Source organism: Janthinobacterium sp. GW456P, assembly GCF_002127655.1.
In the GTDB taxonomy this organism is placed as follows: domain Bacteria; phylum Pseudomonadota; class Gammaproteobacteria; order Burkholderiales; family Burkholderiaceae_D; genus Janthinobacterium.
This window is the reverse complement of sequence record NZ_NEHB01000004.1, coordinates 214372-229245: the sequence shown is the minus strand read 5'-3', so window position 1 is coordinate 229245 and position 14874 is coordinate 214372. Positions and strand designations below refer to the sequence as shown.

Below are 14874 nucleotides of genomic sequence, written 5' to 3'. Positions count from 1 at the left end.
AAAGCTTCTTACTTAGATAAAGCAACACTTTGAAGCGTCACATCTACCCATATAGCAAGCACCGTGCCAGCTTTTAATTTCCATTCAAAATCAACGACTTACACTAAAACACAATTTTTTCAGCGCATTTTTGCCGGATCCGGCCCGGAAAACCGGGCATTTTGTCGCCTGCCAGCGACAGCTTGTGGCAACAATATCAATGTTTCAGACTAAGCCGCTGATTTTTAACGCTTTATTTTTGTCGCTAATCAGCGACAGGGTCGCCGTCGGCCCGGAACAGGGCCGGCGTCAGCTCGTATTTCTGCAGTAAACGGTAGAACTCCGTGCGGTTGCGATCGGCCAGGCGGGCCGCGTCGGCCACGTTGCCGTCCGTCAGGCGCAGCAGTTGAATCAGGTAGTCGCGCTCGAAGCGCTGCTTGGCTTCGTTATAGCTGAGCGCTTCCAGCGACGGCACGCGCAAGGCCCGCTGCACCAGGGTCAAGGGCACCAGCGGCGCCGTAGCCAGCGCGCACACTTGCTCGACGACATTGACCAGCTGGCGCACGTTGCCCGGCCATGGCGCGGCCACCAGGGCCGTCAGGGCGTCAGGCGCGAAGCCGTTCAGGGGCTTGTCGTACTTGGCCGCCAGTTTTTGCAGGAAATGGTTGGCCAGCAGGGCGATGTCTTCGCGGCGCTCGGCCAGCGGCGGCAGGGTTAACGTCACGACATTGAGCCGGTAATACAGGTCCTCGCGGAATTGCCCTTCCGCCATGGCCACATCGAGGTCGCGGTGCGTGGCGGACAATAAGCGCACGTCGACGGGCCGCGTCTGGTCGGCGCCGACGGGCCGCACGGCCCGTTCCTGCAGCACGCGCAGCAATTTGACTTGCAGCGGCAGCGGCATGTCGCCGATCTCATCCAAAAACAGGGTGCCGCCATCGGCCGCCTGGAACAAGCCTTCGCGGTTGCCGACGGCGCCCGTAAACGAGCCTTTCACGTGGCCGAACAGTTCCGATTCCAGCAGTTGCTCGGGAATGGCGCCGCAGTTGACGGCGATGAACGGCGCCTTGGCGCGGCGGCTGGCGTTGTGCAGCGCGCGCGCCAGCAATTCCTTGCCCGTGCCGCTGGGCCCGCGGATCAGGATGCTGGCGTCGGACCCCGCCACCAGCTTGGCTTCGGCCAGCAGCTCGGCCATCTGCGCACTGCGGCTGATCAGTTCGGCGCGCCAGCGCTCGTCGCCGGACGCCGGCGCCGGCATGACGGTGGACAGGTTGATGGCGTACGCCACCTTTTCCATCAAGAGCTTGCCGTCGAACGGTTTCGTCAGATACGCAAACGCGCCGCGCGCCGTGGCATCGACGGCGTCGGGGATGGTGCCGTGCGCCGTCAGCAAAATGACGGGCAGGGCCGCGTGCTGGCGGCGGATTTCATCGAACAGGGCCAGGCCGTCGCGGCCCGGCAATTGCACGTCGGTAATGACCAGGGCCGGCAATTCCACGGCCAGGCGCGCCAGCGCCGCTTCCGCGCTGCCCACGGCCGTGACCCGATAATTGCCCGCCTTCAAGCGGATGGTCAGCAGGCGCAGCAGATCGGGATCGTCGTCGACCAATAGAATGTGGGCGTGCTCGCTCATTTCGCCGCTCCCGCGGCAGGGCGCACGGACAGGCTGCGCTCGATGTTTTTCAGCGCCTCGAGTTTTTCATTGAGCTGGTCGATGCGGCGCTGGGCGTCGCGCAGCTGCGTGCTGAGCTTGTCGATGCTCTCTTCCTGGCGGCGCAGTTCCGCATACTGGCTGCCCAGCAATTGCGCCAGCGGCGCCAGCAGCTGCGCGTCCTTGCCCGTGGCCGTGGCCAGCGGTTCCAGCAAGGCTTGCGCGCGGGCCAGGTCGCCGGGACCGCGCACGGTCGCCTGCAGCATGGCGCGGCGCAGCGTGTTGTGCGGCGCGTGATCGGCTTTCGCCAAATCCTGCTGCGCCTTCGCCAGTTCCGACGGCGTCATCAGGCGCAAGGCGCTTTGATACGCGAGCAGTTCGGTCAGCTGGGGATCGGCCACGATCACCACGCGCGGCGGCGTTTGCACCAGCACGGGTGTCTGGGTGGGGGGCTTGGCGGCGCAAGCGCCCAACAGCAGCGCGCAGGCGGCCATGCCGGCCAGGGAAGTTCTCGTCATCATAAGGGCAGTTCTATCCGAAAATGCGCGCCAGCCTGGCGCGGTAAAAGAGTGACGCTGCCATCGTGGGCGGCGATATATTCGCGCACGATGGACAGGCCGATGCCATTGCCGTTGCGCGCGCCGGCCGCCTGGCGCACGCCTTGGTAAAACGGTTCGAAGATCCGCGCGGCATCCTCGGGCGCCACGCCGGCCCCCTCGTCGAGGCAATCGATGCGCACACGGCCGCCTTCGCACGACAGGGCGAAACGCACGGTGCCGCCTTCCGGGCTGAAGCGCACGGCATTCGACAGCAAATTCGCCAGGGCGGTGGCCAGCTTGTCGCGGTCGGCCTGCACGATCAGGGTTTCGCCCTGCACCTCGACCGTCAACCGGCGCGCCAGCCACTGCAGGCGCTGCGCGGCCACCACATCTTGCAGCAGGACCAGCAAGTCGACCTTGCTGTGCGCCAGATGCTGGGCGTCAAAAGCGGCGGTATTGTAGCGCAGCAAGTCTTCGATCTGGGTTTGCAGCGAGGCCGTGTTTTGCTGCAGGATGCCGGCGATTTCGCGCTGGCTGTCGCTGAGCTTGCCCGCCACCTCGTCTTCCAGCAAGGCCACGCCTTCGCGCAGGGCCGCCAGCGGCGTTTTCAGCTCATGCGAGATATGGCGCAGAAAACGTTCCTTGTCGGCATCGAGGTCCGCCAGGCGCTGGCGCAACCAGTCCAGCTGCTGGCCCAGGCGGCGCGTATCGGCCGGGCCGCCGACGACGATGGGCTGGTCGTAGCGCTTCTCGCCCAGGCGTTCGATGGCCGTCTCGATGCGGCGCAGCGGACGCGAGAGTAAAAAACCGAAACAGGTGGCCAGCACGGCCGCCAGCAGCACGGCGCCGCCCACCAGCAGGCCCAGCAGGCGGCGCTGGCGCTCCAGCTCGGCCAGCAGGGCGTCATTGCGGCTGCCTATTTCCGTCTTGCTTTCGCGCGCCAGGCGTTCATTGATCTGCGTCATGCGGGCAAACGCGCGGTACACGACGGCGTGACCATCGCGCTTGCGGCGCTTACCAGCTTGCAACACTTCCCACGCCGATTGCGCCTGCGCCGTCCATTCGTCGGCCAGCTGGGGAGCGAACTCGGGTGTGGCACGGTTCAGCACCTGCAGCGCCGCCGTCGCTTCGTCGCGCGCCGCCGCATAGCGTTCGCGGAACACGGGGTCGTCGAGCACGAGGAACTGGCGCGCGCTGCGCTCCATGGCCAGGGTGCGCTCGGACAGGCGCTGCGACTGTTCCGTCAAGGCAATCGCCTGCGCCGCCGTCTCGCGCCCCAGCCGGGCCAGGTGCTCCAGGGTCAGCAAGGCTTGCACGGAGGTAGCCGTCAAAATGCCCGTCGTCAAAATGAAGGCGGCAAATAACAGTTGGCGAAAGGAAAGTCTGGACAAGGTAGGCGCCTTCGGTTCAGTCTGGAATGCAAAAGGCGCATGGTACGCTAAGCTTTCATTCGGAGACGCCACCCATTTTGCAATGATCAATTTTGCAACACTGTCGCTTTTCCGGCGGCCAGCAAGGCCCCGGCGGCGGCGCACGAATACTCCTAGTACAATAGGGAAAAACTTCACACAGGCATCAACGTGGCCGCCGGCCCTGGCAATACGCCACTTTGTCCCCAGATGTGATGCACGTCCACCGACCATCCGAACCATCTACCGCAGAGATCCCATACCGCATGAGCACATTTGAAAAAGTCAGCAGCAACTTCATTCCAGTCTTGCAGGCAACCATCGAGCAATATGTCGAGCCAGCAACGGGCATGCGCCATATCCATATGCATACCGAGCAGGCTGAGATGGTGTTCCTGGTGGCCTTTCCCACGGTGCCGGAAGTGAGCGACGGGCGCGCCCACATCCTCGAACACCTGGCCTTGTGCGGCTCGTCGCGCTACCCGGTGCGCGATCCGTTCTTCTCGATGCTGCGCCGCTCGACGGCCACGTTCATGAATGCGATGACCTATGCCGACCGCACCGTGTACCCGTTCGCCAGCACCGACCGCAAGGATTTCTTCAACCTGCTCGACGTCTACCTCGATGCGGCCTTCTTTCCGAACCTCGATTACCTGAACTTCCGCCAGGAAGGCTGGCGCCACGCGTTCGAAGGCGACAAGCTCGTGTACCAGGGCATCGTCTTCAATGAAATGAAGGGCGCCTTCAACAGCCCCATGCGCGCGCTCGACAGCGGCATCGCCAGCGCCTTGCTCAAAGGCACGACATATGAAGTGGAATCGGGCGGCGATCCGCTGAATATCCCCGAGCTGACGCATGAAATGCTGAAAGAGTTCCACGCCAGCCACTACCATCCTTCGCAAGCCGTGATCATGACTTCCGGCAATATCGAAGCGTCGGCCGTGCAGGAGCAAGTCGCGGAACGCGTGCTGTCCAAGCTCAGCGGCTTTAGCCCGCGCCGCCTGCCGCAGCTGGCGCCCGCGTGGACGGCGCCGCAGCAAAACATCGTTAAAATTCCATCGCAGGAAGCGCGCGACGATGAATTCGGCCTGCAATTCGCCTGGCTGATGGGTGAATCGAGCGACCCCATCGCCTACTACCACGCGCATCTGCTGTCGCATGGCTTGCTCGGCGAATCGTCGGCGCCCGTCATGCGCGCCATGGAATCGGCCGGCTATGGCCGCCCATCGGACATGAATGGCCGCGACGCGGGCATCCGCCAGATGGTGTTCCACATCGGCATGGAAGGCTTGACGCAGGAACAGATCGCCGATGCGCACCAGCGCATCTGGACGGCGCTGGAAGAAACGGCGGAAGAGGGCATTCCTGCCGCCGTGCTGCACGCCGCCTTGCGCGACATCAAATACAGCCAGCGCGAAATCAGCAGCGGCCGCATGCCTTACGGCCTGGGCCGCCTGCTGCACGCCTTGCCGCTGGCCATGTACGACGGCAACGTCATGGACGCCTTCGACAATGCTGCCATCCTGGAAACCCTGGAACAGCAGATCGAAGACCCGGCATTTTTCAAACAGCTGGTGCGCGAGCTGATCGCCAATCCCACCCGTTTGACGACGCACGTGGTACCCGACAGCGCCTATTTTACGGACCGCGCCGCGCAGGAAGACGCCAAACTGGCGGCACTGCAGGCAAAGCTGACGGATGCCGAGCGCGCGCACATCGTGGCCGAGTCGGCCGCGCTGGAAGCGCATCAGCAACTGCCGTCGAATTCGGAAGTGCTGCCGCGCATCCGCCCCGGCGACGTCAGCGCCGCGCCGCGCCCGGCCCTGCCGATTCCTGCCGCTGTCGACGGCGCCGTGGCGTTCAGCATTGCCTCGAACGGCATCAGCTATGCCAACGTGCTGTACGACGTGTCGGGCTTGCCGGAGGCATCGTGGCCATGGCTGCGTTTATATACGGACCTGGCGCCGGAACTGGGCGTGGGCGACATGTCGTTCGACGACGCCAGCGCCTGGCGCCAGAGCATGGTGCCTTCGTTCCACATCGGCCTGGAAGCCATTCCCCGCCCGCAGCAAACGATGCGCGTGGAACTCTCGTTCTCGGCCAGCGGCTTGCGCGAAGAACACGCGGCGATCGCCGCCGTGCTGTCGGCCTGGATCGCCAAGCCCCGCTTCGATGAAGAGGAGCGCCTGGCCTTCCTGATCGAAAGCCTGGTGCAAGACAAACTCTCCAGCCTGGCCGAATCGGGCAACCGCTACGCCATGCTGGCGTCGGCGGCCCCGCTGTCGCCGACGCGCCGCTTCGACGACATCGTCGGCGGCCCGGCAGCCTTGCCGTTCTACCGCCGTTTGCAGCAGCTGAGCAAGACGTCGGCAGGCTTGCTGGAAATCGCCCGCGAACTCGACACCCTGCACGCGCACATCATCGCCCAGCAGCCGACCGTGCTGTGCGCGGGTCTGGAGCAGGATGGCATCACCCTGGCCCGCCTGCTCGAGTTGCCGGCCGCCAGCACGGAGGCGGCCGCGCCAGCCGTTGCCGCCGCACCTGCCGCCTTGCCGCTAGCCAACACGGCCCTGCATGCGACGAGCCAGATCAACCATTGCTTCGTTTCCTGGGCCGTGCCAGGCGTGCATCATCCCGACGCTTCGGCCCTGGCCGTGGCCGCCGAGCTGATGACCAACCAGGTACTGCATACGGCCCTGCGCGAAAAAGGCGGCGCGTATGGCGGCAGCGCCAGCTATGCGGCCGGCGCCGGCACGTTCACGCTGAGCTCCTACCGCGATCCGCGCCTGGCCGGCACGTTTGCCGACTTCGGCACGACGCTCGATCAAATCCTCGATGGCGATTTCTCGCAAGAGCAGGTGGAAGAAGCCATCATCTGCGTCATCAAGGGCCTCGACAAGCCGCACTCGCCGTACGCGGAAGCGCTGACGGCGTGGAACATGCAGCAGCGCGGCACGACGGAAGCCGTGCGCCAGCAGTTCCGTACCGGCGTGCTCAATTGCACCCTGGCGCAGATCAAGGACGTCACGCGCACCTGGCTGAAAAACGGCCAGGCTAGCCGCGCCGCGTTCGCGGGCAACACAACGCAAGACCTGGCCGGGCTGGATGTGGTCGATTTGCTGGCGCTGGCCAGCTAAGGCTGAGGTTTAACAGTCGGGTAGGTCGGATCAGCGGCGGCACGCCGCGTAATCCGACACCACCACGTATCAGCCAGGTACGGCGCCTGCTTCCATGTACATCAATTCCCATTGATGCCCATCGGGATCCTGGAAACTGTGGCCATACATGAAGCCGAAATCGATCGGCTCCTTGTAGATGCTGCCGCCCGCCTGGACGGCTTTTGCCACCAGCGCATCGACTTCGCCCCGGCTCTCGGCCGACAGGCACACGAGCACTTCCGTCGCCACCTTGGTATCGCACAGCTGCTTGGGCGTGAATTGCTTGAATTTGTCGTGCGTCAAGAGCATCACGAAGATATCGTCGGCAACGATCATGCACGTCGCTGTTTCATCCGTGAAATGGGCATTGAAACTGAAGCCCAGCGCCGTGAAAAACGCCACCGAGCGTTCCAGCGACTGGACGGGCAGATTGACAAAGATTTTGCGAGCCATCATGTCTCCTTGTGGGTCGTAGTTATGGATGCTGCCCGCCGATTCTACACCGGCTTTTTAGCCCTTCGCGCGCCCCACGGTCTTCGGCGCGTAGCCGAAATAGCGGCTGAAGGCGGCGCTGAAATTGGCCGGGTGACGGTAGCCCGTTTGCCAGCCCGCCTGCGCCACCTGGCAACCATTTTCCAGCAGTAACTTTGCCCGCTGCATGCGCAGCGCCAGCAGGGTGCGCTGGGGACTGTCGTGGAAGCGGTAGCGCCATCCCTGCTTGAGTTTGAACAAACTCAGCCCTACTTGCGCGCACAGATAATCGAGCGTGAGTGCCTGCGCCATCTGCTCCTGCATCAGCGCGTAGGCACGCTCGAGCTTGATGATGTCGGCCTCGGACCAGCGCGGCACAAGAACGGGCGCCGGCCGCAGTCCCCGCAACTGTTCCGCCAGGATACTCAGCACGCCGATATGCACGGCCAGCGGGTCCGTCGCGCGCAGCAGCGAACAGGCGTGCAGGGAGACAGCCGCCGTGGTGGCCGCATGCGCCAGCTGGCGCGCGCCGCCGTGCGGCAGCAGCGATGCCAACCCCTCGGGCCAGTAGCGCGCCAGCGCATCCTCGTCGACCAGCACGCGCAATTGCGCCGCCCGTTGATGCGCCTCGAAGCGGCGCTCGCCGCTGACGTGGTGAAACACCGTCATGGTCGTATGGCCGCCCTGGAAACGCAATTGCCCGCCATCGCGCGTGACATAGCCGGATGCGCCTTCCAGGCCGATGGTAATGACCAGGCCGCCCCCGTCGTCATGCTTCGATTGCTCGACGAGCGCCCGCTGCGGACAGTAATCGGAATGCACGAGCAGCAAGCCCTGGTCGACCTGGCGCTGGTCGGCGCGGCACTCTTTCAATCCCGGGTCCAGCTGGCGCCGCGTCCAGCCTGCCGCTTCCCTGTCCTGTTCCAGCATCGCTCCTCCCTGTCCTTGCGCGCCGTCGCGCATACGAAATGCGCCGCGTCGCATACAAATGCAAATGATAATTATTCTCATTGTTGCATAAAATGACGCTGATGCCCACCTCGCCGAAAGGAAGATCATGTCATTCGATACACAACACGCCTTGCAACCGTACTGGGACCTGGCCGTCGCGCCCGTGCAGGCCGATGGGCTGGCCGCCGCCCTGGAACTGGGTATTTTCGAGGTGCTGGCCACGCCGCACACGCCGGCACAACTGGCCGAGTCCCTGTCGCTGCATGCACCGCACACGGCCCTGCTGCTCGAATTGCTTTGGAGCATGCAGGTGCTGGAACGCGATGGCGCCGATGCGGATACGAAGGCGAACGCACTACGCTACCGCTGCACGGCGGCCACCTTGCAGTATTTCTGCCGCGACTCCGTGGCCTTTTGCGGCGATGCCTGGCTGTACCGGCTGCACGCGCTGCGCCATTTCGCCACGCAGCTGAACACGCTGGTGCGCGACGGCGGAAAAGTAGCGCCCTACAGCACGGCGAGCGGGGTCAACTGGGCCGCCGCCGCGCAGCAGCAGATCGGCCAGGAGCAGCGCGCCGTCACCATGCGCGCCGCCCTGTCCGTGATGCAGCGCGTCGCGCCGTTTGCGGACGGCAACACGCCGCTGCGCCTGCTGGACCTGGGCGGCGGTCCCGGCTGGGTGGCCATTGCGCTGGCGCAAGCCCATGCGGGCGTGCGGGGCTGCGTCTTCGACTGGCCGGAAACGGTGGCCGTGGCGGCCGCGAACATCGCCCATGCGCAACTATCCGACCGCCTGGAAACTTTGGGCGGCGACCTGGACAATGACGATATCGGCGGCAATTACGACCTCATCTGGTGCTCGTCCGTGCTGCATTTCGTGCCCGACATGACGAGCGCCTTGCGCAAGATGCAGGCGGCCTTGAAGCCAGGTGGCGTGCTCGTCTGCGTGCAGGCGGAAATCGCGGCGGCGCCGGGCGACGCGGCGCGCGTGCTGCCATATTACTTGCCGATGCGCATGCTGGGCCGCACGGTGACACGGCACGGTGAATTGGCGCTGCTGCTGCGCGACATGGGCTGGCGGCAGGTGGAGCAGTATGGCGCCAGCGATTTTCCCATGGCGCCCGTGCAGGTCCTGATTGCTCGGGCCTAACAATTACCATTTAGTAATTATCTTTTTTATAGCAAAAAAGTACGCAAATGCGCTAAGCTGTGCCGGCATTGATCGATGCCATCCGCAGCACTGTGCTGCCTTCACAAGGAACCCATCATGAGTCAAGCTATAGCAGGGAAAGTCGTCCTCATCACCGGTGCCAGCAGCGGCCTGGGCGAAGCCACCGCGCGCCATCTGGCCGCGTTGGGCGCCTGCGTCGTGCTCGGTGCGCGCCGCATGGATTTGCTCAATACCATCGCCGAGGAAATCACGGCCGCCGGCGGCCAGGCCGCCATTGCCCAGACCGACGTCACTCAGGCGGGCGACCTGAAGCGCCTGGTCGACACGGCCCTGGCCGTGTTCGGCAAGGTCGATGTGATGATCAACAATGCGGGGCTGATGGCCATCGCGCCGATGAGCGCCTTGCAAGTCGACGAGTGGAACAACATGATCGATATCAACATCAAAGGCGTGTTGAACGGCATCGCCGCCGTCCTGCCATACTTCCAGGCGCAAAACAGCGGCCACTTCATCAATATCTCGTCGGTGGCGGGACAAAAAGTCTTCAGCCCGGGCGGTACCGTCTACAGCGGCACCAAGTTTGCCGTCAGCGCCATTTCGGAAGGCTTGCGCCACGAGCTGGCGGCCAGCGGCGGCACCATCCGCACCACCGTCATTGCACCGGGCGCCGTCGACACGGAGTTGAGCCAGGGCAGCAGCCACGCCGAGAGCGCCAAGGCCGTCAAGGAGTTCTACCAGATCGCCATTCCCGCCGATGCCGTGGCGCGCGCCATCGCCTATGCGATCGAGCAGCCGGCCGACGTGGCCATCAATGAAATCGTGCTGCGCCCGACGGCGCAGGCGTTTTAAGCGGCATCCTGTTGCAGCGACTCGATGATCAGGCCGGCCAGGCGCTCGACGGGCGGCCTGGACACCGTTGAAGCGCGCAGCAATTCCAGCGACAGCGGAGGCAGGGCGGGCAAGCCCGCTTCCACGTGATCGAGCGCGCGCACGGTCGAGGGCAAGCCCAGGCTAGTACGCACCGTCACGCCCAGCCCGGCTGCCGCCGCCGCCCACAGTCCCGCCAGGCTGGGGCTGGTAAACGCCGTACGCCAGGCGATGCCGGCCCCATCGAGCGCCTGCGTGGCGCAGCGCTGGAACAGGCATTCGCGGTCGAACGTAATCAATGGCAAAGGTTCGCCCGACTCGGGCCGCCAGGCCAGGCTGGACGAGGCGATCCAGCGCATGGACGGTTCGGCAATATGCTGGCGCTGCTGCGGCGGATATTCGGCCACGTCGGCGATGCAGGCGCCGCCCCACAGCAGGGCCAGGTCCAGCTGGCCCATGGCCAGCCCTTGCATCAGCGCCGTGTTGCGCGCCACGTGCGCCTCGATGCGCACTTTCGGATGCGCGCGGGCAAAACGCCCCAGCACGTCGGGCAGCAAGGCTTCGCCAAAATCCTCTTGCAGGCCCAGCCTGATCCAGCCTTCCAGTTCCGCCCCGCGCAAGGCGACGGCCGCCTCGTCGTTGAGTTCCAGCAGGCGGCGCGCATAGCCGAGCAGCACATCGCCGGCCGGCGTCAGCGCCAGGCCCCGGCCATCCTTGCGAAACAGCGGCATGCCCGCCTGCTCCTCGAGTTTTTTCAGCTGCGCACTGACGGCCGAGGTGGAGCGGCCCACCTTGTCGGCCGCGCGGGCAAAGCTGCCCAGCTCGATGCCAGCCACATAGCTGCGCAGGAAGGCGATGTCGAAATTAAGCAGGCTCATGGCGTGGTGGTAATCGTCCTGTTTTATGGGATGGTGTAGCGTAAATTATCTGATATTCAGAATGATCGTAGCGCGCCACACTGTCAGGGTCAACCACTTTCCTCTCCCTGCCATGAACACCCGCTGCCAAGCCGTTCCTGTCCCTGTTCCCGTCACCGCGCCCGTGCTGGGCGACGCCCACCGCTGGAAGGTGCTCGCCGTTGGCGTGGCGGCCAATGCCAGCTTTTCCGCCGCCGCCAACGGCATGCCCACCACGGCCATCTGGCTGCGCAGCGGCTATCACCTGAGCAATACAGAACTGGGGGTGGCGCTGGGCGCCATGGGCCTGGGCGTGGCCCTGACCGAATTGCCATGGGGCATGGCCACCGACCGCTGGGGCGACCGTCCCGTGCTGCTGACCGGCTTGCTGGGCACCATGCTGGCGCTGCTGGCCTTGCTGCTGTGGATTACGCCCGCTGACGGGTCCGTGCCGCCCTTATGGGCGCTGGCGGCAGGGCTGGCCCTGGTCGGCGTGCTGGGCGGCAGCGTGAACGGCGCCAGCGGCCGCGCCGTGATGCGCTGGTTCGGCCCGGGCGAACGGGGGTTCGCCATGAGCATCCGCCAGACGGCCGTGCCGCTGGGCGGCGGCCTCGGCGCCCTCATTCTGCCCAGCCTGGCATCGCGCTACGGCTTCATGCCCGTGTTCGGCGCCCTGGCCCTCATATGCGGCCTGTCGGCGTTTTTTACGTGGCGCTGGATGCATGAGCCCGATTTCTCTGCCGAGGCCGCCACGGGGCCGCACAACGCGCCCACGGGCCTGGTTGCGGTCAAGCCTGCGTCGCCCCTGCGGAATCGTCAAGTCTGGCGCATGGTGGCCGCCATCGGCTTGCTGTGCGTGCCGCAGTTTGCCGTGCTCAGCTACGCCACCGTCTTCCTGCACGACCATGGCGGCCTGGGCTTGGCGGCCATCACGGCCGTGATGGTGGCCCTGCAGGCGGGCGCCATGGTGATGCGCATCTGGAGCGGACGCCATACGGACCGCCGCGCGAACCGGCCCGCCTGGCTGCGCGGCTCGGCCCTGGTGGCGCTGGCTGCATTCATTTTGCTGGGATGCATCGCCTGGCTGGAGGCGCCGGGCTGGCTGTTGATGGCGGCAGTGGTGCTCGCCGGCATCGCGGTGTCCGCCTGGCATGGCGTGGCCTACACGGAGCTGGCCACGGAAGCGGGCGGCGCCAACGCGGGCACGGCCCTGGGCATGGCGAACACGGCCGTCTACGTGGGGCTGTTCCTCACGCCGATGGCCATCCCGCACCTGCTGGCGGTCAGCAACTGGCCCGTCGTATGGTGGCTGGCGGGACTGGTGGCGCTACTGACCTGGCCGCTGTTTCCGAAGCCTTAAGACAGCGGCGAAATCCTGTAAACGCAGCGCATCGCGTTCGCCAGCACGTGCTGCTCGCGCACGATGCTGGCGCTTGGTCCCACCACTTCCTGGAACAGCTGCAGTTCGGAGCGGCAAAAGCCCTGGCAGGTGCGCGCGGCCGCGCAGATGGGGCAATGGTCTTCGATCAGCAGCCAGTCGTCGCCGTCCGCTTCCACGCGCGCCATATACCCCTCTTCGTCGCGCACGGCGGCCAGTTGCCGCAAACGCGTGGGCAAGTCCGGCGCCGAGCACGCCAGGGCATAGGCGCTGCGGCTTTCCTCTTCGCGCTGCGTGATGAGTTTATCCAGCCCCGCCTCGCCGAACAGCTGGCGCACAGAACCGATCAGCTTGATCGTCAGTTGCGCATGCGTGTCCGGAAAGCGCGCATTGCCCGCTTCCGTCAAGACCCAATTCTGGCGCGGCCGTCCGGCGCCCGCCTGCGCTTCCTGGCGTCCTTCGATCAGGCCCGCCGCCACCAGCTTTTGCACTTGCTGGCGCGCCGCCTCGCCCGTCATGTCCAGGGTCTTGGCCAGGGTCGCCGTGGAGACGGGTCCCTTGGTCTTGATGAAATACAGGATGCGCTCCGTCGTTTGCGGCGCCTCGCTATTATCCAAACGTTTACTTGTGTAATTCATTTCACTCAACTATCATGGGGCCAGTTAACCAACTAATTGCTTGCATAATAGGCCGGTAGCTCCCCGCTGTCGAGGAGTTTCCACGCCTGCATGCCGGCACGGTACTCTTTTGACAGGATTTTCCCATGCAACTGTCTCACTCCATCTGGCTGTTTCACGCCATTTTCGCTAGCGGCCTGGCAATCTGGCTCACCCTGGCCGCCATCAACAACCTGCACGCCTTCCATGGCTCCGTCTGGGCCATCGGCAACACCATGCGCATGGACCCGCTGCGCCAGGACCCGACCATCCAGACGCCGCTGCTGCGCCGCGCGCTCACCTCATTGACCTTGCACCGGCTCTCGCTGGGCGTGGTGCTGGCGCTGCAACTGCTGGCGGCCATTGCCGCCTGGACGGGCGTGGCGCTGTTTCTCGGCGGCGGCCTGGCCGCTGGCTTGCCCTGGCTGAACCTGGCCTTGTGCGCCATGGCGGCCTTCTTGCTGCTGATGCACCTGGGCGGCCTGTGGTTCGGCTACTGGATCGCCCAGGAAAGCTTGCAGACGACGCACCTGGTGCTGCTGCTGTGGACCATAGCCCTGTTTGTACTTTTCAACGCGCAGCGGACCTGATCAGCCTCCGCTGCGCCTCTTCTCCCTTTGACTGCAGTAAAGGACTTCATCATGAACACGAAAATCGTCGGCGCTTCCGCGCTGGCCATCGCCCTGGCCGTCGCGGGCGCCGCGCTGTATCCGCGGGCAGATTCGCATGCGGCCGATGCCGCCGCCTACCCCGCCACCAAGGTGGCGCTGGTTCCCGTCGTGCTGGGCACGCAAGAGCGTTTTTTTGCGGGCGTGGGCGAACTGGAAGCGGCGCGGCAAGTACAAGTGGCCGCCGAAACGGGCGGCCGGATCACGCAGATCCGCTTCGAATCGGGCCAGCAGGTGGCAGCTGGCGCCGTGCTGGTACAGCTGAATGACGCGCCGGAACGGGCGGCCCTGCTGCGCCAGCGCGCACAGTTGAAAAACGCGGAAAGCAGCCATGCGCGCACGGCGCAGATGGTCAGGGAAAAAGCGGCCACGCAGGAGCAACTCGATAGCGCCCTGGCCGCGCGCGATGCGGCCCTGGGCGACGTGCGCCAGACGGAGGCGCTGATCGCGCAAAAGACCATCCGCGCCCCGTTCGCGGGGCAACTGGGCATCCGCAAGGTGCACGCGGGCCAGTACCTGAACGCGGCCGATACGGTGGCCAGCCTGATCGACACGAAGTCGTTGATGGTGAACTTCGCCCTCGATGAACAGAGCAGCGCGAAGCTGGCGCCTGGCCAGGCCGTGCAAGTGCTGGTGGACGCCTGTCCCGATGAAATCTTCACGGCGAAGATCAACGCCATCGACCCGTTGATCGCCCGCTCGCGCATGGTGCAGGTACAGGCGGCGCTCAGCAATCCGCGCGGCGCCTTAAAAGCCGGCATGTACGCGAATGTGCGCGTGGCGCGCGAAGCGGGCCGGCAGCTGACGGTGCCGGAAACGGCCGTGACCTACAGCGCGTATGGCGACACGGTGTTTGTGGCGCAGCAGGAGGGCAAGCAGCCGCTCACCGTCAAGCGCGTGGGCGTCAAACTGGGCGAGAGGGCGGGGGGCCGTGTCGCCATCCTCGACGGCTTGCGCGAAGGGCAGCGCGTGGTCGCTTCGGGCCAGCTGAAACTGGCCGACGGCATGGCCGTGCAAGCCGTGGCCAACACCCTGGACGAGGCCAAGCGCGCCGCGCCCAAGGCCGGTTCTTGAGGGAAG

General features: G+C 65.2%; 13 protein-coding genes. 6 read left to right on the top strand and 7 right to left on the bottom strand.

Going from position 1 to position 14874, the window contains the following annotated elements:
* Positions 1-244: 244 nt before the first annotated feature.
* From CBW66_RS06550 to CBW66_RS06540, 3 genes are read right to left on the bottom strand one after another with little or no spacing between them, the layout of a single operon-like run.
* Positions 245-1612 (bottom strand): sigma 54-interacting transcriptional regulator, encoded by a 1368-nt coding sequence (locus CBW66_RS06550; protein ID WP_086137395.1) that lies wholly within the window; start codon positions 1610-1612, stop codon positions 245-247.
* A complete protein-coding gene (locus CBW66_RS06545) occupies positions 1609-2151 on the bottom strand; it encodes a SlyX family protein (protein WP_230492185.1) in 543 nt (180 codons plus the stop codon). Before CBW66_RS06545 ends, CBW66_RS06550 begins: the two co-directional genes overlap by 4 nt.
* The gene (locus tag CBW66_RS06540; RefSeq protein ID WP_086137393.1) at positions 2148-3560 is read right to left on the bottom strand and encodes an ATP-binding protein; all 1413 of its coding nucleotides are present in this window, start codon (positions 3558-3560) and stop codon (positions 2148-2150) included. The genes CBW66_RS06545 and CBW66_RS06540 overlap by 4 nt, the downstream gene beginning before the upstream one ends.
* Positions 3561-3844: 284 nt before the next feature.
* Here CBW66_RS06540 and CBW66_RS06535 point away from each other — a divergent pair, with 284 nt between their 5' ends.
* Positions 3845-6715: an insulinase family protein gene (locus CBW66_RS06535; protein ID WP_086137392.1), complete on the top strand. Its 2871-nt coding sequence runs from the start codon at positions 3845-3847 to the stop codon at positions 6713-6715.
* Positions 6716-6784: 69 nt separating this feature from the next.
* On the opposite strand, the gene CBW66_RS06530 is transcribed toward CBW66_RS06535, so the two are convergent.
* Together CBW66_RS06530 and CBW66_RS06525 are read right to left on the bottom strand one after the other, a co-directional pair.
* Entirely contained in the window at positions 6785-7189 is a 405-nt protein-coding gene (locus CBW66_RS06530; RefSeq protein ID WP_070223284.1) for a VOC family protein, read from the bottom strand.
* Between the two features lie 57 nt (positions 7190-7246).
* The gene (locus CBW66_RS06525) at positions 7247-8170 is read right to left on the bottom strand and encodes an AraC family transcriptional regulator (protein WP_230492184.1); all 924 of its coding nucleotides are present in this window, start codon (positions 8168-8170) and stop codon (positions 7247-7249) included.
* A gap of 94 nt (positions 8171-8264) precedes the next feature.
* Between CBW66_RS06525 and CBW66_RS06520 the strand changes: the two genes are divergently transcribed.
* Together CBW66_RS06520 and CBW66_RS06515 are read left to right on the top strand one after the other, a co-directional pair.
* Complete coding sequence (locus CBW66_RS06520) at positions 8265-9308, top strand: methyltransferase domain-containing protein (protein ID WP_086137390.1); 1044 nt, start codon at positions 8265-8267, stop codon at positions 9306-9308.
* A 117-nt stretch (positions 9309-9425) separates the two neighbouring features.
* On the top strand, positions 9426-10178 hold the full coding sequence (locus CBW66_RS06515) for an SDR family oxidoreductase (protein WP_070223291.1): 753 nt from the start codon (positions 9426-9428) through the stop codon (positions 10176-10178).
* Here CBW66_RS06515 and CBW66_RS06510 read toward each other — a convergent pair.
* Positions 10175-11074, bottom strand: coding sequence for a LysR substrate-binding domain-containing protein (locus CBW66_RS06510; RefSeq protein ID WP_086137389.1), 900 nt, complete (start codon positions 11072-11074; stop codon positions 10175-10177). The two genes, CBW66_RS06515 and CBW66_RS06510, sit on opposite strands and share 4 nt — an antisense overlap.
* A 112-nt stretch (positions 11075-11186) precedes the next feature.
* Here CBW66_RS06510 and CBW66_RS06505 point away from each other — a divergent pair, with 112 nt between their 5' ends.
* Complete coding sequence (locus CBW66_RS06505) at positions 11187-12452, top strand: MFS transporter (protein ID WP_086137388.1); 1266 nt, start codon at positions 11187-11189, stop codon at positions 12450-12452.
* Here CBW66_RS06505 and CBW66_RS06500 read toward each other — a convergent pair.
* Complete coding sequence (locus CBW66_RS06500; protein WP_086137387.1) at positions 12449-13108, bottom strand: metalloregulator ArsR/SmtB family transcription factor; 660 nt, start codon at positions 13106-13108, stop codon at positions 12449-12451. The genes CBW66_RS06505 and CBW66_RS06500 overlap by 4 nt on opposite strands.
* Before the next feature lie 125 nt (positions 13109-13233).
* Here CBW66_RS06500 and CBW66_RS06495 point away from each other — a divergent pair, with 125 nt between their 5' ends.
* Both CBW66_RS06495 and CBW66_RS06490 read left to right on the top strand, forming a co-directional pair.
* Entirely contained in the window at positions 13234-13716 is a 483-nt protein-coding gene (locus CBW66_RS06495) for a DUF2165 family protein (protein WP_086137386.1), read from the top strand.
* A gap of 51 nt (positions 13717-13767) precedes the next feature.
* A complete protein-coding gene (locus tag CBW66_RS06490) occupies positions 13768-14868 on the top strand; it encodes an efflux RND transporter periplasmic adaptor subunit (RefSeq protein ID WP_086137385.1) in 1101 nt (366 codons plus the stop codon).
* Positions 14869-14874: the final 6 nt, after the last annotated feature.